The sequence below is a fragment of the Roseivirga sp. AWQ4_251 genome, assembly GCF_056158225.1.
The window spans coordinates 2,816,840-2,843,039 of sequence record NZ_JBSWSW010000001.1 but is presented as its reverse complement, the minus strand read 5'-3'; the positions used below and the strand labels follow the sequence as shown (position 1 = coordinate 2,843,039).

Sequence of the window (26,200 nt, the reverse complement as noted above, 5' to 3'; positions counted from 1 at the left end):
TTACAATTTGTCTAGTTCGGCTAGTTCTTCTTCAAAACCAGCTGATAAAATTGGAAAGCGGCACCAAGTTCTTGGGTCCACGTTGAATTCATCTAAATGAAAAGCGGGAGCTAAACGTTCCCTTTTCCATTGATTTCTGCTCCAAAGTCCATAGAATTTTAAAATATGTGCTTTTAAAATATCGCTTGGCTCAAGTCCCTTTGTTTTAAGTGTATTGAAAACTTCAACTGGTGAGCGATGGTCTCGAATGGCTAACTTTTCAATCTCAAGCATAATTGAATAAGGCATTAAATCATCCTCATCGGTTTGCTTTTGATCTTTAGGGCGAAGCTCCGCAGTGGGCGCTAAGGCATTAATCGCAGACAACCCTGAATAGCCCAATTCTTTTTCGGCATAAACCAACCACTTTCTAATAAAGACTTTGTCAACACTGGAAATGGGTGCCAGGCTGCCGCTAGTGTCTCCATCCATGGTTGCATAACCCACATCGCCTTCACTTCTGTTAGAAGTTGTTAAAAGAACTCGGTTTTTAATGTTAGCCATCATCCAAATGATTGGACTTCGGCTTCGTGCCTGAATATTCTGAAGCGTAATATCGTCTGTTTTCCAAGTCAATTTTCGATCTAAAGCATTTTCTATTTTTTCGCGATAAGCGGCCACGGGTTCATCTATATTCCAGTGGAAGAATTCTGCTCCTATTGACTTTGCCAATTCTTGGGCAGCATTTAGTGTATCGTCAGAAGAGTTGATGCTGCCTTGGTATGCGGTAAGTAGAATTTTACCCACGATCTCCTTTTCGCTCAAGTCAGCCCAGTCTGTTTTTCTTATGCCTGATAAAAATTGCCTTTTGCCTAATTCAGCAATGCCAGCTTTTACCATTTCGGCAACCATAACTGCACAAGTTGCGGAATCAGCTCCTCCGCTGAGCGACAGCGCGTAGCCATTGCTTCTGCTTTTCCGCATGTAATCGTATAATGCAAGTGCCGATGCCTTGGGGAATTCTATTTCTTTGGGTTCTACTGGAGCAAGATTTTGGGCTTGAGTTTGTCCCTCATGATTAACATCTGCCCAGATTAGCTGGTGAGGCGCAAAGGAAAGAAGTTGATTTCTCAATACTAATTTTCCTTCTTGGGCAATCATCATTTCCCCATCGTAAATCATTCTGCCAGCCTCATTGCCTAACAGATTAGCATAAACGTAGGTGCATTGAAAGTTCAATGACGAATTTTCTACTAAGGCAATTCTGTTATTGGTTTTTCCCATGGCAAAATGGCTTGCACTTGGATTTAAAATCAGGTTTACTCCTTTTTCAACAAGTCTGCATGCCGGCCTTACTATTCCTCTCCAAGCGTCTTCACAAATCTCAAAGCCTATTTTCCAGTCTTTAAAATCGAAGGTTAAGTCGCCAATAGGGTAGGCTTTGCCATCAATTTCTATTTCGCCAACTTCTCCAATAGGCCAGGGATTGAACCAGCGAGGTTCGTAATGCACACCATCCAAAGCCATGTATTGTTTGGCGTAAACACCAATAATTTCTTTGTTATAAACTACAACAGCACAGTTGTATAGTTTCTCATTATAGAAAAGAGGTAGATTGAAACTTGTGAACAGACCTTCGGTTTCTTCAATGAGTTCAGGCAGGTAGGTTTTTGCTTTTTCGGGCAACCAGTGGCTAAGGAATAAATCTTCGCAGCCGTAAGCGGTTATCGATAATTCAGGCAAACATAGGATTTCGACCTGCTCTTCTCTGGCTTGTTTTAGCACATTTTTTAAGTGCAGAATATTGTTTGTCCAGTCAAGTGGGGTTTGATTGACCGTAGCAACACCAATTCGGTAGATTCCCATCTATTCAATTTCCAGTTTATTGCAGGCTTCTCTGGAGGCATCCTGCTCTGCCTTTTTCTTGCTTAAACCATGACCTTTGGCAATCGGTTCATCATCAATTAAAACCTGCATGATAAACTCCTTGAAATGGCCTTTGTCTTTGGTTTCTAAGTGCTCAAAGCTAGTGGTTTTGCCGTTCTTTTGAGTCCACTCAATAAGTTTGCTTTTGTAATTTTTTGTAGTGCTTACAATTTCCTCAATGTCGTAATGAGGCATAAGCAATTTCTTGACAATAAAGTTGTAGCAGCGCTTGAAGCCTTGGTCTACGTAAACTGCACCTATAAGGGCTTCTAAGGTGTTGCCGTAAATGCTTTTGTGAGAATTGGGAGTTCTTCTGCGTGAATCAAATTTTACGATATGATTGACCCCAATTTTTTTTGCTAGTTCATTTAACGAATCTCTACTTACAATTCGAGATCTGACCTCAGTTAAAAAACCCTCTTCTTTGTAAGGGTATTTTTTAAAAAGGTAATCGGCTACCACTAAACCTAGTACGGCATCGCCTAGGAATTCTAGCCTTTCGTTCGATTCCTTAAATCCCTTTTTAACCGATTTTGCTACAGAAGTATGTTGTGTAGCAATTTTGTATGGCTTTAAATTAAAAGGCTTATTGCCTACAATCTGTTTGATTGAGACAATAAGCTCTTTATCTTCTTTCGAAAGGGGTTTAATTCGGTTTAACCACAACCGCACTCTCAATCTGGTTTTCTGAAAACAACTGATGTATTGTGTCCTCCAAAGCCAAAAGTATTGCTAAGGCAGGCGTTGATCGTTCTTTCTTGAGCCTTGTTGAATGTGAAATTCAACTTAGGGTTAAACTGATCATCATCAGTAAAATGATTTATAGTAGGAGGCACAATTTGATTTTCGATAGCCAAAATACTTGCAATGGCTTCAATGGCTCCGGCAGCACCTAGTAAGTGGCCGGTCATTGATTTAGTCGAACTGATATTCAAATTGTAAGCGTGCTCTCCAAAAACTCTTTCAATCGCTATGGCTTCACTTACATCTCCTAAAGGAGTTGAAGTTCCATGCACATTGATATAGTCTATTTCTTCGGGTTTCATGTGAGCATCTTCCAGAGCATTGTACATTACACTGGTAGCTCCCAATCCCTCTGGGTGAGGGGCTGTGATATGATAAGCATCGGCAGACATGCCGCCACCCATAACTTCAGCGTAAATTTTCGCTCCTCTGGCTTTTGCGTGCTCATACTCTTCCAGGATAATTGCGCCAGCGCCTTCTCCCAAAACAAAACCATCACGATCTTTATCGAATGGTCTAGAGGCAGTTTGTGGGCTGTCGTTTCTTTCTGAAAGGGCTTTCATGGAATTAAATCCTCCCATTCCAGCTTCTGTAACTGATGCTTCCGAACCACCAGTAATCATAACTTTGGCCTTGCCTAACTTAATGTAGGTCATGGCATCAATCATGGCGTTAGTTGCCGAAGCACAGGCAGAAACGGTTACGAAATTCGGTCCTCTAAATCCGTATTTGATCGAGATCATTCCAGCAGAAATGTCAGCAATCATTTTAGGGATGAAGAAGGGATTAAATCGGGGAGTTCCATCACCCTGAGCAAAGGAGGTTACTTCGTCTTGGAACGTACGAAGCCCTCCAATTCCAGAACCCCAAATAACACCAGCTTTGGCCAAATCTATTGTCTCCAAGTTTAAACCTGAATGTTCAACAGCTTCGGTAGCAGCGATAAGAGCGTATTGGGTAAACAAATCCATTTTGCGCACTTCTTTTCTATCGAAGTAGTTCAACGGATCGTAATCCTTTACTTCACACGCAAACTGGGTTTTGAATTTTTCTGGATTGAAACGGGTGATAGGCCCGGCTCCACTAACACCTTTAATCAGGTTCGACCAATAAGTATTGAGGTCGTTTCCTAAGGGTGTAAGTGCGCCAAGACCTGTTACTACAACTCGCTTTAATTGCATATAAGAGTTGTAAGAGAAAAATTATTAATTACTAACGTTAGCTTCAAGGTAAGAGATTGCATCTCCAACAGTGCCAATGTTTTCAGCTTGATCATCTGGGATAGAAATATTGAATTCTTTTTCGAACTCCATGATCAACTCAACAGTGTCAAGTGAATCTGCTCCAAGATCGTTAGTGAAGCTCGCTTCAGGAGTCACTTCTGATTCTTCTACTCCAAGTTTATCAATAATGATATCCTTTACTTTAGATGCTATGTCCGACATTTTAGGAAAATTTTAGTTAAAACGTGGTGCAAAGAAATGCAATTTAACAATAATGTCAAACAAATTTTTTAATCTTGTCGTTGGCCTTCTGATAGGCAAGAAAGGCGTTTTTTAGGGTTTTATGGCAAAAAATAGGTTAGATATTTCATACGAGATTGATTTCGATTTGGTAGCAATTAACGCTACTACTAAGGAGTACAAGCTGGCATGGATTCTAAATAAGGACCTTCAGTGGCAGTTGGCAAAAATGCCGAATATCGAATTGGAGTTTACCAGAAACAAAGCGCTGAGCATTTCTAACTACTTATATAAAACTGAATATCAGACATTCAGACTACTTAAGAACCGCGCAGAGAATTTAAACGAACAATTTAATGCTTACTTAATCCCCGAGTTAAAGAATTTCGATTACTTTGTGATGTTGGAAAACGAATCTGACAGTTTTGATTTAAACGCTTTCATTTCAAAAATCAAACAAATACCTTTCGTTCAATTTGCGGTGACCGTAGATACTGCCGCACTTAAATCAAAAGACAATTTAATATTTTAAAATGGGTCATAAATCTATTGTTAATAAAGCAAAGATTGTTGCTACTGTAGGTCCTGCGAGTGATTCAAAGGATATGTTGAAAGAATTGATTCACGCTGGTGTGAATGTTTTCAGGCTTAATTTTTCACACGGAGATCATGCTAACAAGGCGGACATCATCCAGAGAATCAGAGAGCTGAATGACGAGCTTGGAACTCACGTTTCAATTCTTCAAGATTTACAGGGGCCAAAGATCAGAGTTGGAGAAATTGAGGGTGGCGAGGTAATGATTCAGCCTGGGCAAGACATTGTAATTACTACGGACCAAATGGTGGGCAATAGCCAAAAGGTTTCTACGGTTTACGAAAACTTGGCTAAAGATGTAAATCCTGGTGATACTATATTAATTGATGATGGTAACCTTGAGCTTACTGTAAAATCTACGGATGGAGCTGATGTTACTTGTACCGTAAAATATGGAGGTTCTCTAAAATCTAGAAAAGGAATAAACCTTCCGTTTACCAAGGTTTCTGCACCTTCACTTACTGAAAAAGATATTGAGGATTTAGCATTTGGACTTGAGCAGGAAGTGGACTGGATTGCTCTTTCTTTTGTTCGTTATGCCGAAGATATCCGCGATTTAAGAGCTAGAATTGAAAAGGCTGGTAAGGATTGTAGAATCGTAGCCAAAATTGAAAAGCCAGAAGCGCTTCAGAACATTGATGAAATCATCGCAGAATCTGATGCTTTAATGGTTGCTCGTGGAGACCTCGGTGTTGAAATCGTAATGGAAGAAGTGCCGATCGCTCAGAAAATGATGGTTGAGAAATGTAATTTAGCAGCCAAACCAGTAATCATTGCTACCCAAATGATGGAGAGCATGATTAAAAATCCGAGACCTACTAGGGCAGAAACCAATGATGTAGCCAATGCAGTTTTGGATGGAGCAGATGCTTTAATGCTTTCGGCTGAAACAGCTGCTGGTAAATATCCGGTTCAAACGGTAAGAAGTATGGCCAGAACCATTGCGGCAGTTGAAAGTTCTTCTTTCGATATTTATAACAACTTCTATGAGCCACAAACAAGTAGTGACACATTCTTGAATGACAACGTGATGTTGGCTGCTTGTAGATTAAGCGAAAGAGTGAAGTCTAGCGCGGTTTTGGGAAACACAGTTTCAGGATATACTGCGTTTAAGCTTTCTTCTCACCGCCCTATGGCCGATATTTTCATATTTACGCCTAACAAAAGACTTTTGACTAAGCTTGCTTTGGTTTGGGGTGTTAGAGCATTTTACTACGATGCTGGCGATTCAACTGATGGCACTTTCAAAGATCACGAAGACATTTTGAAAGAGAAGGGTCATATTGAAAAAGGAGATGTATTCATTACAACAGCAAGTATGCCTTTGAAAGAAAAGGGCAGAACAAACATGCTGAAATTGAACATAGCTGATTAAGCTTCTGAAGAAGGGCCTTTGGCAGGAACCATAACCACGTTTTCGCGGCTAACAAAAACCTGACCTGGAGCACTGCCTTTTTTCTTACGAACATATTTAACAGGAGTATGAATAACCGGTACCAACGTATCGGTTTTTCTTTTTGAATAGTAGGCTGCTAACTCCGCGGCTCTTTCCAGAACGGTATTTGGAATAGTTTGCCCTGATTTGTGCTTTATCAAAACATGAGAACCGGGTACATCTTTAGCATGAAGCCAAGTGTCTTCCTTGAAAGAATGTTTCAAAGTGAGCTCATCATTCGATTTGGCATTCTTCCCAACCCAAATCTGATAACCATGTACTTCAAACGCTTTGTAGGGTTTGTTTACCTCTTTTTCTCCGCTTTGCTGATGAGCAAAGTGCTCTTTCATGAATTTGCGAAGAGACTTCAAATCGTTAATGGGAGTCAGCTTTTCTTGAAGCGAAAGCATTAGTGCTTTTTGTTCTTCCTTATGAAGGATGTTTTCAGTCAGTTTATCAATCTCTATCCTCCGATTTTTTGATTTGCGATAGAATTGCTCGGCATTCTTTTGTGGGGAAAGGTCTTTTTTAAGCTTAATCTCAATTTCTTGGTTATTGTAAAAATTGAAGAGTTTGGCTTTGGTCATCCCAGGCTTTAGATTGTGAAGGTTCGCCATTATAATGTCTGCAATTTCATTAGGTGGTGTTGCCGACTCGATCTTGGTTAGCTGTTGCTCAGTTTTGTTTATGTAGTTTGTGGCTTGTTGAATTTGCTTTGCAATCAATTGATTCGCTTCGTTCTTCTCCTTTTCAAAACGAAAATCATAATGAAAGCTTCGAAAAAAGTAATTGAGAGCTTCAATTGGATCTTGAATTTCCTGATGAATTTCTCCAAACTTTATTAAGCTGAGTGAAGGTTTGCCTTCAAGTTTACTGATGAAAAACGGATTGTTTTCCAGCTCTTCAATTAATCTCTCTAAAAACTGCCATTGAGAGGTTGGGTTCAATTCCTTAAATTCAATGGAGTCGAGATAATTATGGACTAGCTTTCCAAGTGTTGGATAGAAGATTCTAAAATCTGGATTTGAAAGAAATAGATGTTCCTTTCTTTCAATGGGTCGCTCTAAGTTTTCGAATTGTAACTCGTAGTCTTTCGCTAACTTCTTTTTGAATAATTGAAGTGGAGTACCTCCATTTTTGAAAATGATATTTGAGCGGTTTCCATGCATTTTAAAGAGTAAAATGCTTCCATTCTGAAATGCAATATGAAAAGCCCTTTCGTTTTCGTACTGATGAATATGAACTACGTGATTCCCTATCAGCTCAGGGAAAATATTAACGTTATTCTTTTTGCTTCTAGCGAAGTTTTCAGGGAAAGATAAGGCTGTGAAATCGCTTTGTAAAGTTGCTCTTATGTAGAATTCTTCCTTGTTTTCAAGAAGGAAAGCTAAAATCAGTTCATCCTTTTCTTGGCTGAAAATTTCTAAGATTTGAGCATCGCGTAATATGTCCGAAAGTTGGCGGACTAATCTTTTTAAAACGTAATAATTGAGGTGCACTAAAGGTTTAATTTAAGGCCATCGTAAGCTAATTGAATTCCCTCCGGTAATTCTTCGCTAATAACGTTGTGCTTGCCCATTTTATGGCTGATGTGCGTAAAATAAGTTTTTTCGGCCTTCACTTCTTCTGCGAAAGCGATGGCTTCTTCCAAAGTGAAATGACTTATATGGGGCTCTTTTTGCAGTGCATTAATTACAAGAATCTTGCTGCCTCTTATTTTTTCTTTTTCCGCTTCACTTAAGGTTTTGGCATCTGTAATGTAAGTGAAGTCTTTAATGCGATATCCAAAAACCGGAAGTTTATAATGCATCACTTCAATCGGGATTATCTGAATGCCCTCCGCAAAAAATGGTTTGTTCTCTATAACATTCACTTCCACTTGAGGAACACCTGGGTATTTCGATTCAGAAAACACATAGGCGAATTCTTGTTTAAGTTGATCGATCACGTTTTGCTTGGCAAAGACGGGCATGTCTTTATTCTGAAGAAAATTGAACGAACGAATATCGTCCATCCCAGCGGTGTGATCTTTGTGTTCGTGGGTGAAAATTAAAGCGTCAAGATTCTGAATGCCTTCCCTAAGAACCTGTTGCCTGAAGTCGGGGCCAGAATCAATAATCAAACTTTTGCCTTCAACTTGGATATGAATAGAAGACCGGAGCCTTTTATCCCTGAAGTCTAAAGAACGACAAACCTCACAAGAACAGCCTATTACAGGCACTCCTTGTGAGGTTCCGGTTCCCAGAAACGTAACTTTCACAGTTTGATTTCGGTTTGAGACAATTCCAGAAGCAATTTTTTGTTCTTTTCGCTCAATTTGGAATGGTCGATATTGATGGATTTAAGGATGTCGATAAGGCAGCTGATTTTTCCTTCAGTAGTAAAGTATTTGTTCACTATGGCAATTCTTGTATCGTTCAATACGCAATAGCCTGATTTGAAGCTGCCTTTTTCGTATCGCAAAATGTATTCAGATTCAGCGAAAATATCTTCGAGTTTGCTCAAAAACTGTTTCGTGTATCTAATATTCATTCAGGGGTGGAAGTGTATTTTTTTACTAGTTCTATCAGTTTGTCGTAGTCTAGTGGCTTTTGCATATAGTCATTAATGCCAGCCTCGAAGAAAGTGCTTTCAGGTAAGTTTTTGGCATTTCCTGAAATTCCGATAATCGGCACTTTGCCTTTTTTACTTTTAAGGGCCCTAATCTGTTTTGTGGCTTCAAGACCATTTAACACAGGCAAGTTAAAATCCATGATAATTAAATCATAGTCTCCTTTCTCGTATTTGTCTAAAACACTTTGGCCATCTTTTGCAGATGTAATCTTACAATTTTCGAATAATAAAATCTTCTTTAAAAGATTCTGGATTACGGAACTGTCTTCCGCTACAAGTACATTTTTGTAGTCCACTTCTGTCATCTACTCACTTTTTAAAAACCTCTCATAATTATCTGCAAACTCACCAAATAAACTTGTAAGTGACTCAATCCGACCATCTTGTAGACTGCCAGATTCCTTGAGTTCAGTTTCCATTTGTTCGGTGTGTATCGCTAAAGAATCCAAGCCAAGAGAGGCAGAATTCCCTTTGATAGTGTGCAAGATACTCAAAATTTCTTCATAATCTTTTGAGGAAATGTAGGATTTTATATTTTCAATAAAGGTTTTTGTTTCAGCTTCAAAATCTTTATAAATGCTTAATAAATCGTGATAAGTGGCAAAACGCTGTAAATCTTGGTAGGTTTTTTTATTAAAAAAATCAGAAGAAAAAGCTTGTTTAGAGTCGGTAGATAGGTTATCGCTTTCGTTTTTTTTCAGCCAGAGATCAATTTTATTTTTGAGTACTTCTGGTTTAATAGGTTTTATGATTAAATCATCGAAACCAACGGAAGTGAAGTATCCTTTTTCATATTCATTTGAAAAGGCAGTTTGTGCAAAAATTATGGATCTACAATCCGGGAAACGATTGCGTATCAGTCGCAAACATTCAAAACCATCTATCTCTGGCATCTGAATGTCCATCAGTATAACATCAGGCGAATCTGTTTTCAGGATTTCTAAGGCTTCGTAGGCGTTTCGGGCATTCAACAATTCTGTATCTTTCCCAGATAATACTGTATTGGCGTATTTACGATTTACTTCGTTATCGTCTACAATGAGTATAGTCCTTTTCAAAATGGTGTTTTAGCTCCAGAAAAATTAAATTAATTGATATTATGCCACTTAAGCAAGAATCGATCCTTAAAAAAACTAGCTTTTTAGTAGTGGTTGTAGGGCCGACTGCCGTAGGGAAAACAAATCTCTCCATCCAACTTGCAAACCAACTTAATGCGGAAATCGTTTCTGCGGACTCTCGTCAATTTTATAAAGAATTAGAAATAGGTACAGCTAAGCCTGATGCTAATGAATTGGCTAGTGCCCATCATCATTTAATTAATAGTCTTTCCATTCACGATGATTATGACGTTCGCAAGTTTGAAAAAGAAGCACTTTCAATATTGAATGAGAGATTCGCGCATCATCAATTTATGGTTATGACTGGTGGTTCTGGATTGTTTGTGGATGCGCTTTGCTATGGGCTTGATGATTTGCCAGAAGCAGATATGGAAATCAGAGCGCAATTAATGCGAGAGCTGGACACGAATGGATTGGAACCACTTTTAGAAGAACTAAAAGAAAAGGATGATCGCTACTTCGAACAAGTGGATAGACAAAATCCGCAACGTGTGATTCGTGCTTTAGAGATGATTCGTACAACAGGTAAGCCATTTTCTTCTTTTAGAAAAGGAAAGAAATCAAAAAGACCATTCGATATCATTTGGATTGGGCTAACAATGGACAGAGACAAGCTTTATGAGCGAATCGATCTTAGAATGGACATGATGATTGAACAAGGCCTATTCGAGGAAGCTGAGCGCTTTTATGCCCACCGAGATTTAAATGCGTTACAAACTGTCGGATATAAAGAAATCTTCGGCTACTTATCAGGAGAATATGATAAGGAAGAAGCCGTTCGACTTTTGAAGAGGAATTCTAGAAGATATGCCAAGCGACAACTTACTTGGTTTAATAAAAACCAAGAAATCAAATGGTTCAACCCTCAAGAACTCCCTGAAATTTTAGATTATATAAAATCAAAAACGTCTGAATCCGAAAACTGAAGCGACCATATTGGCTGGAGCTTTACCAATAAAATTATTATAGTCTGAAGAAACGGCTTGAAGTTTATTGATAAGCTGCTTTTGCCTTGCGTTAAGTGATTGAACTTTGAGTTTTAAATTCTCATCAGAGCAATTTTCAACAGCTTGGTTGGTTTCTTCAATCAAGCTTTCCTCTTTATTGAAACTTTGGAACCTGTCTGTTGAGGTACGTTTTAATGCATTGGCGGCAGCAGAAACCTCAGAATATGGGTGTTCTCTGTCGTAAGCTAAAATGACGTTTTTCCTTTCTCTGCTTACTTCGGCCATCTCGTCAATCACACGATTTAAATTGGCTTTTCGAGGTTTGATTTGGTTGTAAGTGTAAATAGAAAAAAGCAGGATGAGGCCTAAAAGAGCCACTACAATTGGTAAAAATCCCATGGTTGTTTGTTTTGAGTAAGACCTAAAATTGACCGAATTAAATTTTTTTTGCCAACAATTGCAAAAGTATCTATCTGCGCGGTTTTCAAATAGAAATGTACTGTGCTGTTTTCCGTTTTCTTTTCATCTTTGGCCAGTAAATGGAAAACGAAACCAAAAAGATTCTCATAATAACATATTACTGGCCGCCAAGTGGGGGAGGTGGAGTTCAGCGATGGTTAAAGTTTTCTAAATATTTACCCGAATTCGGTTGGGAGCCTATCGTTTTTACGCCTGAAAACCCCGATTTCGACTTAAAAGATGAAAGTCTATTTAAGGATATTTCTCAGCAATTAGAAGTTCTGAAATTTCCTATTTGGGAACCGTACTCTATCTTCAAAAAGCTTTCAGGAACTAAAGAATTAAAGCAAGGCCAGGTATTGGAAGGAGGCAAGAAAGGCCATTTTTCAAAGTTGGCGGTTTGGATAAGAGGTAATTTGTTTATTCCTGATCCTCGACTTTTTTGGGCTAAACCTTCCGCGCAATATTTAGGCTCTATTCTCGAAACCAATGGTATTAAAACCATAGTAACCACAGGCCCACCTCATTCTATGCATCTTGTGGGCCTAAAGATGAAAATGGCTAACCCGGCCCTTACTTGGATAGCCGATTTTAGAGATCCATGGTCTCAATGGGACATTCTTCCAAAATTGAAGGTTGGGAAGTTCGCTTTAGCTCAGCATAAAAAAATGGAGCAAAAAGTAATTCGAGCTGCCGATTGTGTGCTTACCGTAAGCCCGAGTTGGAAGAAAGATTTTGAAAGATTGGGGGCCAGAAGAGTGAGGGTTGTTACCAACGGATATGATCATCAAGATTTTCCTTCAATAGAATCAATTACTGACCTAAACGACAAATTCAGGATAAGCCATGTGGGGATGCTCAATAGCATGCGAAATCCTTTATGGTTTTGGCAAATATTGAATGATTTAGCAGGCGATGAGCAATTCAGAAAAGACCTTGAATTGGAGTTTGTGGGCATCCTTAGCGTTGAAACCCTGAAAGCATTTCAGGATTTGAAGAACCTGAACGATTCATTGGTCCAAGATAATTACTTAAGTCATTCAGAAGTGTTAAAACGCTATCAAAAGTCTTCTGTGCTTCTTTTGCTTCAAAATGATTCTGAAAATGCGAAAGGTCATTTACCTGGAAAGCTTTTTGAATATTTAGGAGCGCAACGGCCAATTCTGTGTATAGGAAATAAGAAGAGCGATTTAGCCGAAATTTTGGATAGAACTTCTGCAGGAAAGGTGTTCGATGCTGAAAGTGAAGCTGAATTGAAGCAATTTATCGAAGCCGCTTATCGCAATTGGAAAGAGGGAAAGGTTGCCCTTGCTTCAGAAGGAGTAGAAGCTTTCAGCCGAAAGGAATTGACAGGGCAATTGGTGTCAATTCTAGAAAGTTTAGGTTCTCGTTAGTTTTCCGTTCTCTTCTTTAGAAATTTAGAAAGGGTTGAGTTGATCTCTTCAGAAATATTCAATCCTAAGGTTAATCCTACAAGAATGATCGTTATGAGCCCAGAACGAACGATCATGTCTAAAATGGTATTTTCAAACTTTGGTAAAAGGGAGTTGGTCAATAAAGTCAGTAAGATGATCCCCGCAAATTTAAGGCTGTTCCACGTAAAGGGTTGAATTTTAAACTTCAACCAAACAAAAATGAATTTGCTGATATTAAAAACCATCATAGCTAAAAATGAAGCGATGGCTGCTCCTTCAATACCAAATTCAGGAATAAGTAAAGCGTTCAATCCAATGGTTAAGGCTGCTAAAATAGCCACAGCAATTACATTGAATCTGTAATATTTAGACATAACAATGATTTCTCCATTGGTACCGAAAATCATATCGCTCAGCTTGCCCAGACCAATAAACAAAACCACGTTGATACCTTGAATGTAGATTTCACTGTTTGGAATAAACGAATACAAGCTTTCTAAATTTGCCCAAATCCCTATGAGAAGAAGGCTGCCAATGATCATTTGGTTGATAGACGTTTGTTTGTAAAGCAATGAAATGGCAGGCCAGTCCTCTTTGTCGAATGCTTGGGAAATCAAAGAGGTGCTGATTTGAGTAATCGAACGTTTTGGCATTTCAATCACCACCCCAATAAAAAATGCGATGGTATAAATGCCCGTTGCATCGAGCCCAAGAGCCCCACTCACCATGATGCTATCAATCTGAAGGACGATTTGTGTGCCTCCAGCGCCAATTAACATATAAAGCGAATAAGTAATGATCTGTTTGAAAAGGCTGATATTTAAAAAGCCCAAATTGAAACTGAGCTTAAAACTGTTGAGTTGGGTCAAATAAATGATCATACTGATAATCATTAGTAGATAAGCCACTAACAACAATTTCAGCATAAGATCGAAAGATATAAACTCGAAGCCGTATAGAATAACAATTACAGTGGTGGTGAGCCTAAACTGAATATCGCGAATGAAAGTGGGGATCACGATTTTAAGCAGACTTCGTGAGTACGCTTCCAATAACTGAAATTGAATAAGGCAAAAGCTTACCAAAAGCGTTAGTCCGAAGTATTCTAAGAATAAATTCGATTCTTGAGCAAAATAGTCGCTGATAGGTTGTTTAAACAAAAAAGCAACGCCAACTAAAACGATAAAGCCTATTGAGCCTCCAAATAAAATAAAGCTCAAAAAACCTTTGTTTTCGTTCAGTTTTGGAAAGAATTTGATCAATCCAGGGCCAAGTCCTAATTGGCCGAAAGTTGCCATCAAAAAAGCGCTACTTTGAATTAATCGGAAAAGCCCGACTTGATCAGCTTCTAAAAAATAGGGAAAGAGCCAGAGCACATTTACGTACCCAATCAAAACGCCTATATATGCAATTATAGACGAGCGAACGCTTTGTTTAATAACAATTCCCAAATCACAAGTTTAGCTGCGAAAGTAATATATTTATTGGCCTTTATTGACTTTAATTAAGCCATGATAAGATTTTCATTTTTCCTTTTCTTAACTACTATTTGTTTTTTATCCCTCAAAGGTCAAACTGCCAATATTGACGATGGAATTTATTTGAATCTCAATTTTAATCAGAGCTTAGAGGATATTTCTGGAAAAGGAAATGATGCAAATCATTTAGGGACATTTTTCAGTATGGATCGTTTTGGGAATTGTGAATTTGCCCTTGGCTTTGATGAATATCTGCAGCTATGTGAAATTAAAAGTAGCGCTTTCCACAGTTTAAATGATTTCACGGTTTCTTTTTGGGCGAAGAAATCCACCTCTGGGTTTGCAACTTTGTTGAGTGTCGCAAATAATGCTCGCGATAATGAGTTTAATATCAATATAACGGAAAATGGGGTTGTGGCTTCAAATATTAGAAATCTCCCTAATGTTCCAGGGATTAGAATTGACGGAAATATGAATGTTGGAGATGGGGAGTGGCACCATATTGTAATCACACGAGATGGAACTTCAGGATTAGCTAAAATATATATAGATAATAATTTAGATAGTTCTAAAAATATGCCATTGGGAGTAATTCAAGTAGGTAATGGTGGTTTTGTGTTAGGGAATGATCAAGATTGTTTGGCAGGATGCTATAGTACAAATCAACAATTTAAAGGTGCGATTGATGATTTGAGAGTTTACAACAGAGTATTATCTGAAAATGAGATTGACGTTTTGTTTAAATATTCTGATGGAGAGATAAATAATACGTTCTTAGGTTCTTACGAATTAATTCAAACTTGTGAAAGTAGTGTTCAACTTGACTTGAAAAGGAATTATGATTCCTTTAAGTGGAATACTGGTAGTTCGTCATCAAGTCTTAGGGTAACTGAATCTGGTAGATTTATAGTCAAAGGTTGGATCAAAGATTGTGAATATGCTGATACTGTTGATGTAGAACTGAATAGTTTACCAGAATTAACTGTGGTGGCAAGTTCGACTGATCTTACCTGTTCTGAATCGGTGGTTTTGGAGGCTACCCAAGGTTATGATGAATATGTTTGGCAGGATGGCACTACGGGAAGAATTTATGTTGTGACCGAACCAGGTAATTATGTGGTTAACGGAAGCAATTTTTGTGGAGCTAACGTTTCGAATATCGTTGAGGTATCAAAGGAGGAAAGGTCTGTTTTGTCGATATCTGCCACAAAAACTTCCATTAGTTGTGGTGAGGTTGTTCAGATAATGGGTTCTGGAGGTTTCGAAAAGTATACTTGGTCAAATGGAGAAGAAGGTGAGTCTATAGCAATTAGAAAACCTGGAAACTATGAAGTTACTGTAGTAAATGAATGTGGTGATCGTTTGAGTCAATCCATACTTATTGCAGGTGAAGAACAAGCGGATTACTTCATTCCAAATACCTTTACTCCTAACGGAGATGGCAAAAATGAGAATTTTGAAATAGATCAGCGGCTTTTGGGCGCTTCAATAAGCATTGTTAATCGATGGGGAACTCAGGTATACAGTAGTGAGAATTATCAAAATGATTGGAACGGAGCAAACTTACCTTCAGCATCCTATTATTATCTAATTCAGAATGAGTGCTTGTTTACTCCTGTGAAAGGGTGGATTCAGATTGTAAGATAGCTATTTTCTAGATGCTTCAACAATATAGTAGCGCGGAGTGAATCTTCTGAGAATTGGGCGAAAACCTATTTTTTTGATTGGGCTGGTCCATTTTTCGGTGCGTTCAATTTTCCACCCCGATTTTACTAATAACCAATCAAATTGCCAATCTTCGAATTCGTGAAAGTGTTGGTCCCATTGGTCTTTTTTATTTCTGTATGCTTTGGCAAACCATAAATCCAGAGGTACTGAAGCATAGAGTTTTGGAGATTCAATGGCCATTAATATTCCCATTGGGTTAATAAGGTGCTCCAGAACTTCGAATATAGTTACGGCATCATAACCTTTCTTAGCAAGAATTTCTGGGTGAAAATCGAAGTCTTCTCCATATGCATTATCTACTTGGTATCCTTTTTCAATTAAAAAGCGAGACATGTCATTAGGTGTTCCTAGGTCAAGAATTTTACTCCCTTTGGGAAGGGTAGCCTCTAAGAAAATAAGTGTTTTTTCGAATCTGCTCCTTTTGGTAATTTCTTTATTCTTATCCATTCTTCTTTTGACCTAAATTGAAAAATACATTTTTGAAAGTTTTAAGCCTTCGTTTTCCCAATTAAAACCTTCTTTTGTTGTTCGCAGGTTGCCATTTGTTCCCAAGGTTTTAGCTAAATCACTATTCTGAAAAAGAGTTAGGGTTTTTTTAGCAAAATCTTTGGCATTATTAGCCTCAAATACAAGCCCGCTTTGTAGTTCTTCAACCACTCTTTTCAAAGGAGGAGCATCGCTAACAATTACCGGTTTTCCTACCATCATTCCTTGATAAAGTTTGTGCGGTATGGTATTGTCCGTGTGGCCATTTCTATTGTGAGGAATCAGATTTACATCGGCCAGAGCCATATATGAAAAGAATTTATTGAATGGCTGATAACCATTAATTTTTACCTGATTTCCAATTCCATTCTCTTCAATTATATTTCGAAGCCACTTTTCTGTGTCAGTAGAAAGTTTTCCTGTGATTTCAAGCTTGATTTGGGGATAATCTTTCAAATAAGCCATTCCATTAACAACCGTATCGACACCACGGTGTGGGCCTACATTTCCCGTGTATGCGAGTATGAAATCGCCATCTTCCTTTGTATATACTTCTGGAAAAAGTTCTTGATTCAAAAAATCAACGGTTTCGGAATTCGTGATCACTGTGATTTTCTCATAAGGAATTTGATGAACATGATGAACGCGTTCTTTCATCTCGTCTACTACAACAATAATTTGATCACATTCTTCGCAGGCTTTTTTCTCGTATTTCAACCATTTTTTGTAGCCGAAAAATATGTTGTTTTTTAATCTAATTAATGGATTGGCTTTCCATGCAAACCATACTTTAAGGGCCTCTGGGTAGTTCTCATGAAAGTCAAGAACGACTTTAGTTTCGGGCTGCTGTTTTTTTAGTTTCAAGGCGGTCCCCGCAAGCGGAAGATCGTGCACATGAATAGCGTCAAACTTTTCCCGACTATTTAGCCAATAGAGTTTTTTGTAAAAAATGGGTTGAAAAAAGCCAAGTAACACAAGAAGGATATCCCATATCCCTCGCCAAAAAAAGGTTTGTGCAAGTTCAATTCTATGTACCTGGATTCCATTCACTAACTCTTTACTGGCTTCCCCTTTTCGTTGAAGACAGATAAGGTGAACTTCTATTCCTGCTTCAATCAATGCCGATGCTTCTTTCGATACCCTAATGTCGTTTGGGTAGAATTCGTGAAGAAGCATGCAGATTTTTTTGCTCATAAGCCCAAATTTAAAGGTCAATCTTTGATTATAAGAGTAAGGCTCGTTTTTTTACACAAAAACTCATTTATGCATTTGACTTTGATCGCTGGTGCTCGACCAAATTTTGTAAAGATTGCTCCAATTATACATGCTATCCATGCTTATAATGGAAAGAATGATGAGAAAATGGAATACTCACTCGTTCATACCGGGCAGCATTATGATCAAAAAATGAGTGCTTCTTTTTTTGAAGATCTTGAAATTCCAGAACCAGACTTTAATCTTAATGTCGGTTCTCATTCTCACGCTCAACAAACCGCTAAAATAATGGTGGCATTCGAGGCTTACCTTAATGAAAATTCTACCGATTGTGTATTGGTTGTGGGTGATGTGAATTCTACGATAGCATGCTCAATAGTGGCGAAAAAAATGAACATAAAGGTGGTTCATGTGGAAGGCGGGCTTAGGTCTGGTGATATGCAAATGCCAGAAGAAATAAATCGTTTACTTACCGATTCAATATCTGATTATTTCTTTACCACAAGTTCATTTGCCAATAACCATCTTAAAAGAGAAGGGGTTAGCGATGATCGAATTTTCATGGTTGGAAATACAATGATTGACAGTTTAGTAAGATCGTTGGGAAAAATTAAAAAGCCCACGATAGATTTCAATATCAATACAGACTTTTATCTGTTGACTTTACACAGGCCATCAAATGTGGATGATTCAAGTAAACTTGAAAATCTACTGGAGAATTTGAATGCGTTGTGTGTTAGTGAGAAGATTTTATTTCCTATACACCCAAGAACAGCTTCCAAAATAAAAGATAAAGCAGCTTTTTCGAATATTGTTTTCTTAGAGCCCCTTCCTTATTTAGAGTTTCTATTTTTAATGAAATCAGCGAAAGCTATGATTACCGATTCAGGGGGAATTCAAGAAGAAACTACGTTTCTTCAAGTCCCTTGCTTAACACTTCGAAATAATACGGAGCGCCCGGAGACTATAGAAATAGGTAGTAATATTCTTATTGGAGACGATATGGATTTACTTAAAAAATCAGTTTTAGAAATTAGGAATGGCAACTGGAAGAGTTCACAAATTCCTCCATTATGGGATGGATTGACCTCTGAGAGGATTATTGAAAATTTGGCCAAAATCTTAAGTTCAAAGAAGTGATTTTTAATCATATTTGAGTTAAGATTAAGAAAACCAATGAATTATGATGAATCATAACTTTCTGCGAGCTTCGTTTTTTCTTCTGATTTTTCTCACAGCTTGTGATCGAAAGAAGGAGGTTCAGGTTGAAGATGGATTTTTAGAAATTAATGGTTCTGAGGTTTATTATAAAACCATGGGCGAAGGCAATCCCATGATTGTGGTTCATGGTGGGCCGGTTATGGATCATTCTTATTTTTTGCCTCACTTAGAAGAACTTGCTCAAAATCATTTGCTCATTTTTTATGATCAACGTGCTTGTGGCAAATCTTCCGTAGAGATTGATACAGCTTCTATGAGTTTGGATGGTTTCGTTGAGGATATTGAACAAATTAGAAAGGCGTTAGGACTCGAAAAGATTGATTTGTTGGGGCACTCTTGGGGAGGGTTGTTAGCCATGAAATATGCCATTGCCTATGGAGAAAATATAGATCATTTGATTTTATCTAATTCCATTGCACCAAGTGTATCGGACTGGCAAAAGGAGGGAGCAGCAGTTAGTGAAAGAGCAACCGATCAAGACAGAAAGGATCGACAAGCCATTATGGAATCCGGTGCTTTGCAAAGTGAAGATCCTTCCGAAGCCATTAAAAACTTGCTTAAGATTTCCTTTAGGCCTCAAATGCATGATAGTTCAAACCTGAACTCATTAAGCCTTTATGTGCCGAAGGATTATATGCTTCGAAGTCAAGTGTTTGGTTTGTTGGGTTCCGATCTGCAAAATTTCAATTTATATCCCGACTTGAAAGGTGTGGCTTGCCCTACCTTGGTGATATATGGAAGCGATGAACCTGCCTCAAAATTGCATTCTTCTAAAATGGCAAAATCCTTTTCGAAAGGAGAGTTGAAGGTTATCGAAAATTCAGGACATTTCCCGTTTGTTGAGCAGCGCGATGAGTTTATCAATGTCGTAAATGACTTTCTGAATTAAAACCATACTTATCTAGCTCCAGAGGTTGATTACTCAATGAATCCATGTTTTAGAGCATGATTATAGGCATCTATACTGTGCTTGAATTGAAAGGCGGTTATGCCTCTTTTTCGTATAAGTTCTAAATATCCTTCAGCTTTTATGCGATGTGATTTTTTTACACCACGTATGTAAACAGCTTTAATCCTTTCAGGATGAGCCTCTGCAAGTTCAGCATAAATTCGCGGGTCATGCTGCCCATTATCCCCAAGTAGAATGAAGGAATGATCGGGGTAAACACTTAAAATCCTCTGTATTTTCTTGTGCTTATGATCATGGCTTCCATAGCCTGAACTGAAAAAATCGGCTAAACCATCTTTGATTTCTTTCAGTTGTAAAACCCCCTTTGGCAGTTCATTGATTTGGATAAAGTTGACAAGGAATTCATATAGATTCCATTCGCTGCTGGATACGTAGAAAAACGGATTTTGAACTTTATTGAGAGCATTGTAGAATTTCACAACTCCTTTTACAGGTTTGCGTGTTTCAGCATTTTTGGTAAGAATGGTATAAAGCTTTCGCAGTTTCTGCGTGGTGTGAGACACCAAAAAAGTGTCGTCAATGTCTGAAATTAATCCATGCTCGAAATCGTATGCTATTAGAATTTCAGTTTCTACTTTAACTTCTTCTTGCCCTTCCACCAATTCATCCATGAGGGTTAAATGCGCTTTTTGCCAACCTTCAGGTAAATGAAGATCGGGAATGTAGAATTCAAAAAAACCTTGGGCATTAGACTTCGCTTTAAAAGTCTTATTGTTGAGTTCCAATGCTACAGTAGCGCCTTCTACTGTGTTGATCATAAACATTTTCAAAAGGGCGATTAGGTTATGCCACATTGAGGCGTGTTTATGCGGTTTTTTCATGGCCATTCCTCTAAAAACATGCCCCTGAATATAAATGCCACCTTTGCCTCCAAAGCCTCTGTGAGCTAACAGAAATGGGTAGTCAACATAGCGGAATCTACTTTTTAACCATTTTTTAAACCAATTGCCCCTAATCGGAGCTTTATTATATGATGTCCAATTTGGACTCTCTGAAATCATCTGTTTTAAGTCAAATTTTTGAGCTGAATGAGCAAACTGTTATTCGTAATAAATCCTATTTCTGGAGATAGAGATAAAACACCTATCATTTCTTCAATCGATTCATGGGCTAAAAGTTCGAGCCATGAGGTGGAAAAATGGGAAACAACAGGGGGGAATGACCATGAGAAACTGGAAGAGAGGATTGAGAATTGGAATGCCGATGTTGTGATTTCGGTTGGTGGCGATGGCACAGTGATGTTGTGTGCGCATGTTTTGAAGGGCTCGGAAAGAGCTTTGGGAATAATTCCCGGAGGTTCGGCAAATGGCATGGCTACGGAACTTCAGATTCCTGATGATGTGGAGGAGGCCTTAAATGTAATTGCAGCTGGCAAAACCATTAATGCTGATATGCTGTGTTTTAACCGTGAGCACTTTGGGTTGCATATTAGTGATGTGGGTTTGAATGCTGGTTTGGTGAAGGATTTTGAAAATGGGGAAAGGAGAGGTTTTTTAGGCTATGCCAGTGGTGTGATTTCTCAATTGATGAATTTGGAGCGGTTTAAAGCTAAAATCACGCTCGATAAAGAAGTTGTAATTGAAGAAGAAGTACTGATGATTGCCTTTGCAAATGCTCAAAAGTATGGCACTGGCGCTGTGCTAAGTGCTAATGGAAAAATTGATGACGGAAGATTCGAATTATACGTGCTCCGAAGAATGGATATCGCGGGTTTGGCAGGTCAGTTTTTCGAATTCTTTAATGAAGAATCAGATTATTGTCAGGTGCACCACGCCAAACATGTATTGGTGGAATTGGACAGGCCTATTCCGTTCCAAATCGATGGAGAATTGAAATCAGATAGCTCGAGTATAGAAGTTGAGATTCTGCCGGCCTGTCTTAAAATGATAGTTCCTTAGCTAGTCTTCTCTAGTGAAAAAGTCCTTTTTAAGATAAAGTTGAAACTCTAATGGACTACTCTCCTTGAATTCATCTACTTCTAAGTCATCGTAGATTTCCTCATCATATTGCATCTCCGTTTTCTCAATTTTTCCATCAGGGTGAATGATTAATTCTGTTCCTGAATAGTCAATAGGATTTACAGAAACCAAAACTTGGTAATCCTCAAAAACTCGTTTAAAATACTTGAAAACTATGGCGTCTTTTTTCATTCTATTTTGCTTAATACTGCCTGTTGAACAGATTTTACCTTTTGCGTAAAGATTTCGGGAGCCTTAGGATCATTACTCTTCTTTACTAATTCTTTGTTTTCAGATGCTATTGTTTTGAAGTGAATCTTGCCATTCATAAGGTCATAGCTCATCAAAAGTTCATCCGTTGAAGTTCCGAACCAGCTATAAAATCCAGAGTTCATATAGTTGAAGGAAAACCGAACTCCGTTGTGCTGATCGAGAATGTAATTATTATCGCTGATCGGAATTGCATAAAGCGTGTAGGCCCTAAGTTCATTTCCGTAGTTAATATTCCAGATCCAGCTTGAATCACTTTTTGCAGCAATTTCTAAGCTCATACTGACGGTTTTTTGCAGGCCGTCTTCATTGTAAAAGCTTAATTCACCTTTCCATTTTCCCTCCCAATTTTCTGGAAATTGAGCACTCGCTTGAAGACTTAAAAGGAATAGAAAAAGGCTTATAACGGAAATTTTCATATCGTTTTGTTTTTGGTGAGAAACTTAAAAAGCCAAAAACAGATCATAGCCGATAGAATGCCAACTATAGCTCCTCCAATAACATCGCCAGGGTAGTGTACTCCCAAGTAAATCCTTGAATAAGCAACCACTGCAGCCCAAGGGAAAAGCCAAAAGATGTGTTTCAAATGGTTTTTTAAGTTTAACCAACAAAACATGGCAATGGCAAACATGTTTGCCGAATGTGAGGAAACAAAGCCATATTTTCCTCCGCAACCATCTGGTGCGTGTACTAAATTTGAAATTTCAGGATCGTGGCAAGGCCTAAAACGAGCAACCCAAGGTTTTAATAAACCCGATGCAGTTTGGTCACTGATCAGAATTAACAAACCTAAGCAAAGCGCCATATAGCCATATTTTTTCTGGTATTTGAAAAGCCAATAAACCAACAGAAGGTAAAGTGGAATCCAAATGAGCCTATGGCTGGCCCAGGTCATCAAGAAGTCGAATAGAGAGTTATGCTTGCCATTGAGTAGCAAGAACAAGTCTTTATCCCATTGTTCTAGTTTTTCTAGCACTTATCCAACCCAGTTTATGCCTTTTTTTAAGGCCTCTAAAGTTTTTCCTTCAGCACTATTGGTTGGAGGTATGAAATCATATTCCCAACCTGCTTGAGCTGGCAAACTCATAAGAATAGACTCAATCCTGCCGTTGGTTTCAAGCCCAAAACGAGTTCCGCGGTCATAAACTAGATTGAATTCTACATAGCGGCCCCTTCTTATCATTTGCCATTCTTTTTCTCTTTCTCCATAAGGCAGCTTAGCATTCTTTTTCATGAAATGAGTATAAATGGGGGCAAATGCCAAGCCTACATCTTTGACAAATTCTAGTCTATCGGCTTTCGAAATTCCTTCTTCTTCGCTTAAATGATCGAAGAAAATGCCTCCAATGCCTCTGGTTTCTTCCCTGTGTTTAATGAAGAAGTACTCATCTGCCCAAGGCTTAAACTCAGCGTAGTAAGTCGGGTGATGTTTGTCGCAAACCGCTTTTAATTTCTGGTGAAAGAAGCGAGCATCTTCAGCATCAACATAATGAGGCGTTAAATCAATGCCACCACCAAACCAATATGTGCCATTCGACATTTCAAAGTAACGGATGTTCATATGGATAATGGGCACCATTGGGTTTTCCGGATGCAGCACTATACTTACTCCAGTAGCAAAAAAATCACCGTCTTTAAGACCAAATGACTCTAAAATCTTATCAGGTGTTTTGCCATGAACTGCAGAGAAATTCACACCTCCTTTTTCAATAATAGCTCCATGCCTCATTATTCGGCTTCTTCCGCCACCACCTCCTGGGCGTTCCCAGCGGTCTTCTAAGAAAGTGCCCTTACCATCGGCAGCGGTAAGTTCTTTGCAAATATGATCTTGAATATTTTTGAATATTCTCGCTATGGATTCTTTATCGGTGTTTGCCATACTGCAAAAGTAGAATAAACAGTTGAAATGTAATTTCGTTAGATAAATAGATTGCCTACCGATCGTTAGGTTTTTGTGCCAATCGTTTGAAATTATTGGTTACTTTTGAGCCATATACCTTTTTGCATATGGAATATACGGAAACGAAGAGCGAACAGAAAAAGAAGAAAAGAGAGATTTCCATCACTAAAGATATTTTAGAAAAAGCCTATCGACTGATGCAAACCGCTATGAATATGGCGGTGATCTACGAAGAAAATAAATCCATTTGTAGTAAGTACGTCCATAGTACTTCTCGTGGGCATGAAGCTATTCAGTTGGCTGCAGGTATGTCGTTAACTGAACATGACTATGCTTCGCCTTACTATCGTGACGATTCTATTCTTTTAGGAATCGGAATGTCGCCATACGAACTGATGTTACAGCTTCTAGCCAAAAAAGACGATCCTTTTTCTGGAGGAAGAACTTATTATGGACACCCTTCTTTAAGAAGAAAAGGTTTTCCTGTTATTCCACATCAGAGTTCTGCAACAGGTATGCAGGCCATTCCAGCAACGGGAATGGCACATGGAATCCATTATTTGGAAAGCCAGAACCTAATGAAGGAAGCTGAAAAGCCAGTGGTTTTATGTTCTTTAGGCGATGGCTCGGTTACTGAAGGTGAAGTTTCTGAAGCCTTTCAAATGGCCGTTTTGCATAAGTTGCCAATCGTTTATTTGATTCAAGATAACGATTGGGGTATTTCAGCCACTGGTTCCGAAATGCGAGCTATGGACGCTTATGATTTCGTTTCTGGTTTTACCGGCATGGAAAGAATGCGTGTAGACGGTAGCGATTTCATTTCTTGCTATGAGGGAATGCAAGAGGCCTTTGATTATGTAAGAGAAAACCGAGCTCCAATCTTAGTTCATGCCAAAGTGCCATTGCTAGGGCATCATACTTCAGGTGTAAGAAAAGAATGGTATCGTGATGATATTGATGAACACACCAAGTTCGATCCAATTCCAGTTCTCAGAAAGGCTTTGAAGAGAAATGGCTTTAAAGAAGCAGAATTGGTTAAAATTGAGGATGAGGTTGTGACCTTTGTTCAGGCGGAATATGCACGCGCTTTAAATGCTGACGATCCAGACCCAACTACATTTATGGATCATGAATTTGCGCCTACACCTATTACGCAAGAACAAGGTGAGAGAAAGCCAAGAGGAGCGGAAAAAGCGGTAATGGTTGACGCTGCTTTACATGCTGTTGACGATATTTTAAAAAGTAATCCTGAGGCGCTGTTTTATGGTCAAGATGTAGGAGGAACTTTAGGTGGTGTTTTCCGCGAAGCGGCTACACTTGCTCAGAAATACGGAGACAGTAGAATTTTCAATACTCCCATTCAAGAGGCATATATTATTGGTTCAACCGCAGGTATGTCGGCTGTTGGGGCGAAAGCGATTGTGGAAATTCAGTTTGCCGATTATATCTGGCCGGGAATCAATCAGTTGGTAGAAGAGCTTTCTAAAAGCTGCTATTTATCCAATGGAAAATTTCCAATTCAGTCATTGATTAGAGTTCCTATTGGAGCTTATGGCGGTGGAGGCCCTTACCATTCGGGAAGTGTGGAATCGACCCTGCTGAACATCAGAGGAATTAAAGTGGTGTATCCATCGAATGCCGCTGATATGAAGGGTTTGATGAAGGCAGCTTTCTATGATCCAAACCCTGTGGTAATGTTGGAACACAAGGGACTTTATTGGTCTAAGGTTCCGGGTACCGAAGCTGCTAAAACTTTTGAGCCGGATAGTGATTATATGATTCCGTTAGGGAAATCTAGAATCGATCAAGAGGCCAGTGATGAAGCTATTGAGAATGGAGAAAGCTGCGTAGTAATCACTTACGGAATGGGTGTTTACTGGACTAAAGCGGCAAGTAAGTCTTTTGAAGGTCAGGTTGAAATTCTTGATTTAAGAACCTTAAATCCTTTGGATTGGGAAGGTGTGGTTGCTGCTGTGAAAAGGCATAATAAGGCCTTAATACTTACAGAAGAGCCTTTGCTGAATTCTTTTGCTGAGTCTTTGGCAGGAAGAATTTCTAAAGAATGCTTCCAGATTTTAGATGCTCCAGTAATGACTTTGGGGGCTACAAGTTTGCCAGCCATTCCTTTAAATGTGGAGTTAGAAAAGCAAATGTTGCCTACGGCTGAAAAGGTTGAAAAAGCTATCGAAGAGCTTTTAAACTATTAAGGATAAACTTCAGAAATAATTAAGAATTCCAAGTTCGTTATGAGCTTGGAATTTTTGTTTTAAAAGCTCCTTG

General features: G+C 38.6%; 27 protein-coding genes. 9 read left to right on the top strand and 18 right to left on the bottom strand.

The window, feature by feature from the left end; genetic code table 11:
* Genes nadE through ACXACJ_RS12370 form a run of 4 tightly spaced genes read right to left on the bottom strand, consistent with a single transcriptional unit; the run spans position 1 to position 4,094 of the window.
* On the bottom strand, positions 1–1,845 hold the full coding sequence (gene nadE, locus ACXACJ_RS12385; RefSeq protein WP_475134722.1) for an NAD(+) synthase: 1,845 nt from the start codon (positions 1,843–1,845) through the stop codon (positions 1–3).
* Positions 1,846–2,577, bottom strand: coding sequence for a ribonuclease III (rnc, locus tag ACXACJ_RS12380; RefSeq protein ID WP_475134720.1), 732 nt, complete (start codon positions 2,575–2,577; stop codon positions 1,846–1,848).
* 2 nt (positions 2,578–2,579) lie between these two features.
* Positions 2,580–3,830, bottom strand: coding sequence for a beta-ketoacyl-ACP synthase II (gene fabF / locus ACXACJ_RS12375; protein ID WP_475134718.1), 1,251 nt, complete (start codon positions 3,828–3,830; stop codon positions 2,580–2,582).
* A 24-nt stretch (positions 3,831–3,854) separates the two neighbouring features.
* On the bottom strand, positions 3,855–4,094 hold the full coding sequence (locus ACXACJ_RS12370) for an acyl carrier protein (RefSeq protein ID WP_053223003.1): 240 nt from the start codon (positions 4,092–4,094) through the stop codon (positions 3,855–3,857).
* A gap of 121 nt (positions 4,095–4,215) precedes the next feature.
* Here ACXACJ_RS12370 and ACXACJ_RS12365 point away from each other — a divergent pair, with 121 nt between their 5' ends.
* Both ACXACJ_RS12365 and pyk read left to right on the top strand, forming a co-directional pair.
* The gene (locus ACXACJ_RS12365; RefSeq protein ID WP_475134716.1) at positions 4,216–4,644 is read left to right on the top strand and encodes an IPExxxVDY family protein; all 429 of its coding nucleotides are present in this window, start codon (positions 4,216–4,218) and stop codon (positions 4,642–4,644) included.
* Position 4,645: 1 nt separating this feature from the next.
* The gene (gene pyk, locus ACXACJ_RS12360; RefSeq protein ID WP_475134715.1) at positions 4,646–6,082 is read left to right on the top strand and encodes a pyruvate kinase; all 1,437 of its coding nucleotides are present in this window, start codon (positions 4,646–4,648) and stop codon (positions 6,080–6,082) included.
* On the opposite strand, the gene ACXACJ_RS12355 is transcribed toward pyk, so the two are convergent.
* From ACXACJ_RS12355 to ACXACJ_RS12335, 5 genes are read right to left on the bottom strand one after another with little or no spacing between them, the layout of a single operon-like run.
* Complete coding sequence (locus ACXACJ_RS12355; RefSeq protein ID WP_475134714.1) at positions 6,079–7,641, bottom strand: NFACT RNA binding domain-containing protein; 1,563 nt, start codon at positions 7,639–7,641, stop codon at positions 6,079–6,081. The genes pyk and ACXACJ_RS12355 overlap by 4 nt on opposite strands.
* Positions 7,641–8,402: an MBL fold metallo-hydrolase gene (locus ACXACJ_RS12350; RefSeq protein WP_475134712.1), complete on the bottom strand. Its 762-nt coding sequence runs from the start codon at positions 8,400–8,402 to the stop codon at positions 7,641–7,643. The genes ACXACJ_RS12355 and ACXACJ_RS12350 overlap by 1 nt, the downstream gene beginning before the upstream one ends.
* Positions 8,399–8,674, bottom strand: coding sequence for a hypothetical protein (locus ACXACJ_RS12345; RefSeq protein WP_475134711.1), 276 nt, complete (start codon positions 8,672–8,674; stop codon positions 8,399–8,401). The genes ACXACJ_RS12350 and ACXACJ_RS12345 overlap by 4 nt, the downstream gene beginning before the upstream one ends.
* Positions 8,671–9,060: a response regulator gene (locus ACXACJ_RS12340; RefSeq protein ID WP_475134709.1), complete on the bottom strand. Its 390-nt coding sequence runs from the start codon at positions 9,058–9,060 to the stop codon at positions 8,671–8,673. The genes ACXACJ_RS12345 and ACXACJ_RS12340 overlap by 4 nt, the downstream gene beginning before the upstream one ends.
* On the bottom strand, positions 9,061–9,813 hold the full coding sequence (locus tag ACXACJ_RS12335) for a response regulator (RefSeq protein WP_475134707.1): 753 nt from the start codon (positions 9,811–9,813) through the stop codon (positions 9,061–9,063).
* Between the two features lie 41 nt (positions 9,814–9,854).
* On the opposite strand from ACXACJ_RS12335, the gene miaA reads away from it, so the two are divergent.
* Positions 9,855–10,799 (top strand): tRNA (adenosine(37)-N6)-dimethylallyltransferase MiaA, encoded by a 945-nt coding sequence (gene miaA / locus ACXACJ_RS12330; protein ID WP_475134705.1) that lies wholly within the window; start codon positions 9,855–9,857, stop codon positions 10,797–10,799.
* Here miaA and ACXACJ_RS12325 read toward each other — a convergent pair.
* Positions 10,773–11,219 carry a LemA family protein gene (locus ACXACJ_RS12325; RefSeq protein WP_475134704.1) on the bottom strand — a complete coding sequence of 149 codons (447 nt, stop codon included), beginning with the start codon at positions 11,217–11,219 and terminating at the stop codon, positions 10,773–10,775. The genes miaA and ACXACJ_RS12325 overlap by 27 nt on opposite strands.
* A gap of 140 nt (positions 11,220–11,359) precedes the next feature.
* Here ACXACJ_RS12325 and ACXACJ_RS12320 point away from each other — a divergent pair, with 140 nt between their 5' ends.
* Positions 11,360–12,673 (top strand): glycosyltransferase family 4 protein, encoded by a 1,314-nt coding sequence (locus ACXACJ_RS12320; RefSeq protein WP_475134703.1) that lies wholly within the window; start codon positions 11,360–11,362, stop codon positions 12,671–12,673.
* Here ACXACJ_RS12320 and ACXACJ_RS12315 read toward each other — a convergent pair.
* On the bottom strand, positions 12,670–14,145 hold the full coding sequence (locus ACXACJ_RS12315; RefSeq protein ID WP_475134701.1) for a lipopolysaccharide biosynthesis protein: 1,476 nt from the start codon (positions 14,143–14,145) through the stop codon (positions 12,670–12,672). The genes ACXACJ_RS12320 and ACXACJ_RS12315 overlap by 4 nt on opposite strands.
* 60 nt (positions 14,146–14,205) lie before the next feature.
* Here ACXACJ_RS12315 and ACXACJ_RS12310 point away from each other — a divergent pair, with 60 nt between their 5' ends.
* A complete protein-coding gene (locus ACXACJ_RS12310; protein ID WP_475134699.1) occupies positions 14,206–15,819 on the top strand; it encodes a LamG-like jellyroll fold domain-containing protein in 1,614 nt (537 codons plus the stop codon).
* Here the strand turns inward: ACXACJ_RS12310 and ACXACJ_RS12305 are convergent, their stop codons facing one another.
* Both ACXACJ_RS12305 and ACXACJ_RS12300 read right to left on the bottom strand, forming a co-directional pair.
* Positions 15,820–16,347: a class I SAM-dependent methyltransferase gene (locus ACXACJ_RS12305; protein ID WP_475134697.1), complete on the bottom strand. Its 528-nt coding sequence runs from the start codon at positions 16,345–16,347 to the stop codon at positions 15,820–15,822.
* Between the two features lie 12 nt (positions 16,348–16,359).
* On the bottom strand, positions 16,360–17,580 hold the full coding sequence (locus tag ACXACJ_RS12300; RefSeq protein ID WP_475134695.1) for a glycosyltransferase family 4 protein: 1,221 nt from the start codon (positions 17,578–17,580) through the stop codon (positions 16,360–16,362).
* Between the two features lie 69 nt (positions 17,581–17,649).
* Here ACXACJ_RS12300 and wecB point away from each other — a divergent pair, with 69 nt between their 5' ends.
* Both wecB and ACXACJ_RS12290 read left to right on the top strand, forming a co-directional pair.
* Positions 17,650–18,741: a non-hydrolyzing UDP-N-acetylglucosamine 2-epimerase gene (gene wecB, locus ACXACJ_RS12295; RefSeq protein ID WP_475134693.1), complete on the top strand. Its 1,092-nt coding sequence runs from the start codon at positions 17,650–17,652 to the stop codon at positions 18,739–18,741.
* Between the two features lie 43 nt (positions 18,742–18,784).
* The gene (locus ACXACJ_RS12290; protein ID WP_475134691.1) at positions 18,785–19,711 is read left to right on the top strand and encodes a proline iminopeptidase-family hydrolase; all 927 of its coding nucleotides are present in this window, start codon (positions 18,785–18,787) and stop codon (positions 19,709–19,711) included.
* Positions 19,712–19,740: 29 nt separating this feature from the next.
* On the opposite strand, the gene ACXACJ_RS12285 is transcribed toward ACXACJ_RS12290, so the two are convergent.
* Entirely contained in the window at positions 19,741–20,793 is a 1,053-nt protein-coding gene (locus ACXACJ_RS12285) for an App1 family protein (protein WP_475134690.1), read from the bottom strand.
* Between the two features lie 27 nt (positions 20,794–20,820).
* On the opposite strand from ACXACJ_RS12285, the gene ACXACJ_RS12280 reads away from it, so the two are divergent.
* Positions 20,821–21,690, top strand: a complete 870-nt coding sequence (locus ACXACJ_RS12280; protein WP_475134689.1) for a diacylglycerol/lipid kinase family protein — start codon at positions 20,821–20,823, stop codon at positions 21,688–21,690.
* Here ACXACJ_RS12280 and ACXACJ_RS12275 read toward each other — a convergent pair whose 3' ends face one another.
* Genes ACXACJ_RS12275 through hemF form a run of 4 tightly spaced genes read right to left on the bottom strand, consistent with a single transcriptional unit; the run spans position 21,691 to position 23,899 of the window.
* A complete protein-coding gene (locus tag ACXACJ_RS12275; protein ID WP_475134688.1) occupies positions 21,691–21,942 on the bottom strand; it encodes a hypothetical protein in 252 nt (83 codons plus the stop codon).
* Positions 21,939–22,439 (bottom strand): hypothetical protein, encoded by a 501-nt coding sequence (locus ACXACJ_RS12270; protein ID WP_475134687.1) that lies wholly within the window; start codon positions 22,437–22,439, stop codon positions 21,939–21,941. Before ACXACJ_RS12270 ends, ACXACJ_RS12275 begins: the two co-directional genes overlap by 4 nt.
* The gene (locus ACXACJ_RS12265) at positions 22,436–22,996 is read right to left on the bottom strand and encodes a phosphatase PAP2 family protein (RefSeq protein WP_475134685.1); all 561 of its coding nucleotides are present in this window, start codon (positions 22,994–22,996) and stop codon (positions 22,436–22,438) included. Before ACXACJ_RS12265 ends, ACXACJ_RS12270 begins: the two co-directional genes overlap by 4 nt.
* Complete coding sequence (gene hemF / locus ACXACJ_RS12260; protein ID WP_475134684.1) at positions 22,997–23,899, bottom strand: oxygen-dependent coproporphyrinogen oxidase; 903 nt, start codon at positions 23,897–23,899, stop codon at positions 22,997–22,999.
* A gap of 128 nt (positions 23,900–24,027) precedes the next feature.
* Between hemF and ACXACJ_RS12255 the strand changes: the two genes are divergently transcribed.
* Positions 24,028–26,127: an alpha-ketoacid dehydrogenase subunit alpha/beta gene (locus tag ACXACJ_RS12255; protein WP_475134683.1), complete on the top strand. Its 2,100-nt coding sequence runs from the start codon at positions 24,028–24,030 to the stop codon at positions 26,125–26,127.
* Positions 26,128–26,200: the final 73 nt, after the last annotated feature.

Excerpts from the sequence above, each read along its gene's own strand:
- ACXACJ_RS12310 (WP_475134699.1), top strand. The coding sequence starts at position 14,206 with ATGATAAGATTTTCATTTTTCCTTTTCTTAACTACTATTTGTTTTTTA.
- ACXACJ_RS12290 (WP_475134691.1), top strand. The coding sequence starts at position 18,785 with ATGATGAATCATAACTTTCTGCGAGCTTCGTTTTTTCTTCTGATTTTT.
- ACXACJ_RS12255 (WP_475134683.1), top strand. The coding sequence starts at position 24,028 with ATGGAATATACGGAAACGAAGAGCGAACAGAAAAAGAAGAAAAGAGAG.
- ACXACJ_RS12300 (WP_475134695.1), bottom strand. The coding sequence starts at position 17,580 with ATGAGCAAAAAAATCTGCATGCTTCTTCACGAATTCTACCCAAACGAC.
- hemF (WP_475134684.1), bottom strand. The coding sequence starts at position 23,899 with ATGGCAAACACCGATAAAGAATCCATAGCGAGAATATTCAAAAATATT.
- miaA (WP_475134705.1), top strand. The coding sequence starts at position 9,855 with ATGCCACTTAAGCAAGAATCGATCCTTAAAAAAACTAGCTTTTTAGTA.
- wecB (WP_475134693.1), top strand. The coding sequence starts at position 17,650 with ATGCATTTGACTTTGATCGCTGGTGCTCGACCAAATTTTGTAAAGATT.
- fabF (WP_475134718.1), bottom strand. The coding sequence starts at position 3,830 with ATGCAATTAAAGCGAGTTGTAGTAACAGGTCTTGGCGCACTTACACCC.
- ACXACJ_RS12370 (WP_053223003.1), bottom strand. The coding sequence starts at position 4,094 with ATGTCGGACATAGCATCTAAAGTAAAGGATATCATTATTGATAAACTT.
- ACXACJ_RS12275 (WP_475134688.1), bottom strand. The coding sequence starts at position 21,942 with ATGAAAAAAGACGCCATAGTTTTCAAGTATTTTAAACGAGTTTTTGAG.
- ACXACJ_RS12305 (WP_475134697.1), bottom strand. The coding sequence starts at position 16,347 with ATGGATAAGAATAAAGAAATTACCAAAAGGAGCAGATTCGAAAAAACA.
- ACXACJ_RS12325 (WP_475134704.1), bottom strand. The coding sequence starts at position 11,219 with ATGGGATTTTTACCAATTGTAGTGGCTCTTTTAGGCCTCATCCTGCTT.
- ACXACJ_RS12320 (WP_475134703.1), top strand. The coding sequence starts at position 11,360 with ATGGAAAACGAAACCAAAAAGATTCTCATAATAACATATTACTGGCCG.
- ACXACJ_RS12340 (WP_475134709.1), bottom strand. The coding sequence starts at position 9,060 with ATGACAGAAGTGGACTACAAAAATGTACTTGTAGCGGAAGACAGTTCC.
- ACXACJ_RS12365 (WP_475134716.1), top strand. The coding sequence starts at position 4,216 with ATGGCAAAAAATAGGTTAGATATTTCATACGAGATTGATTTCGATTTG.
- ACXACJ_RS12345 (WP_475134711.1), bottom strand. The coding sequence starts at position 8,674 with ATGAATATTAGATACACGAAACAGTTTTTGAGCAAACTCGAAGATATT.
- ACXACJ_RS12280 (WP_475134689.1), top strand. The coding sequence starts at position 20,821 with ATGAGCAAACTGTTATTCGTAATAAATCCTATTTCTGGAGATAGAGAT.
- ACXACJ_RS12285 (WP_475134690.1), bottom strand. The coding sequence starts at position 20,793 with ATGATTTCAGAGAGTCCAAATTGGACATCATATAATAAAGCTCCGATT.
- pyk (WP_475134715.1), top strand. The coding sequence starts at position 4,646 with ATGGGTCATAAATCTATTGTTAATAAAGCAAAGATTGTTGCTACTGTA.
- nadE (WP_475134722.1), bottom strand. The coding sequence starts at position 1,845 with ATGGGAATCTACCGAATTGGTGTTGCTACGGTCAATCAAACCCCACTT.
- ACXACJ_RS12270 (WP_475134687.1), bottom strand. The coding sequence starts at position 22,439 with ATGAAAATTTCCGTTATAAGCCTTTTTCTATTCCTTTTAAGTCTTCAA.